Annotated in this window: 1 protein-coding gene; it reads left to right on the top strand. The window is 75.8% G+C overall.

Annotated elements, in window-relative coordinates:
* Positions 1–853, top strand: an 853-nt coding sequence (locus K6I34_RS37575) for a MurR/RpiR family transcriptional regulator (RefSeq protein ID WP_229332488.1), incomplete at both ends; no start/stop codon positions are given.

Below are 853 nucleotides of genomic sequence, written 5' to 3'. Positions count from 1 at the left end.
CCGGTGCCCTCGCCGCCAAGGTCCGTACGCTCGCGCCCTCGATGACCCGCTCGATGCAGCGCGTCGCCGAGGTCGTCGCGGGCGACCCGGCGGGCTCGGCCGCGCTCACCGTCACCGGCCTCGCGGAGCGCACCGGCACCAGCGAGGCCACCGTCGTGCGCACCGCCCGCGTGCTGGGCTATCCGGGCTACCGCGACCTGCGCCTCGCGCTCGCCGCCCTCGCCGCCGAGCAGGCCGCGGGCCGGGCCCCCGCCATGACGGCCGACATCACCGTGGACGACCCCCTGGCCGGTGTCGTCGCCAAGCTCGCCCACGACGAGGCGCAGTGCCTCGCGGACACCGCCGCCGGGCTCGACACCGCCCAGCTGGAGGCCGCCGTCGCGGCACTCGCCACCGCCCGCCGCGTCGACGTCTACGGCATCGGCGCCTCCAACCTCGTCGGCCAGGACCTCGTGCAGAAGCTGCTGCGCATCGGCCTGATCGCGCACGCGCCCGGCGACCCGCACCTGGCCGTCACCAACGCCGTGCAGCTGCGCGCGGGCGACGTCGCCATCGCCATCACCCATTCGGGTGGCACCACCGACGTCATCGAACCGCTGCGGGTCGCCTTCGAGCACGGCGCGACGACCGTCGCCATCACCGGCCGCCCCGCCGCCGCGATCGCCCAGTACGCCGACCACGTGCTCACCACGTCCACCGCCCGGGAGAGCGAGCTGCGCCCCGCGGCCATGTCGAGCCGCACCAGCCAGCTCCTCGTGGTGGACTGCCTCTTCATCGGCGTCGCCCAGCGCACCTACGAGAGGGCCGCGCCCGCCCTGTCCGCCTCCTACGAAGCCCTCGCCCACCGCCACGA

The organism is Streptomyces sp. UNOC14_S4, assembly GCF_020740835.1.
Taxonomy (GTDB): domain Bacteria; phylum Actinomycetota; class Actinomycetes; order Streptomycetales; family Streptomycetaceae; genus Streptomyces.
The sequence above is the reverse complement of the archived record's forward strand: the minus strand, read 5'-3'. Positions and strand labels throughout refer to the sequence as shown.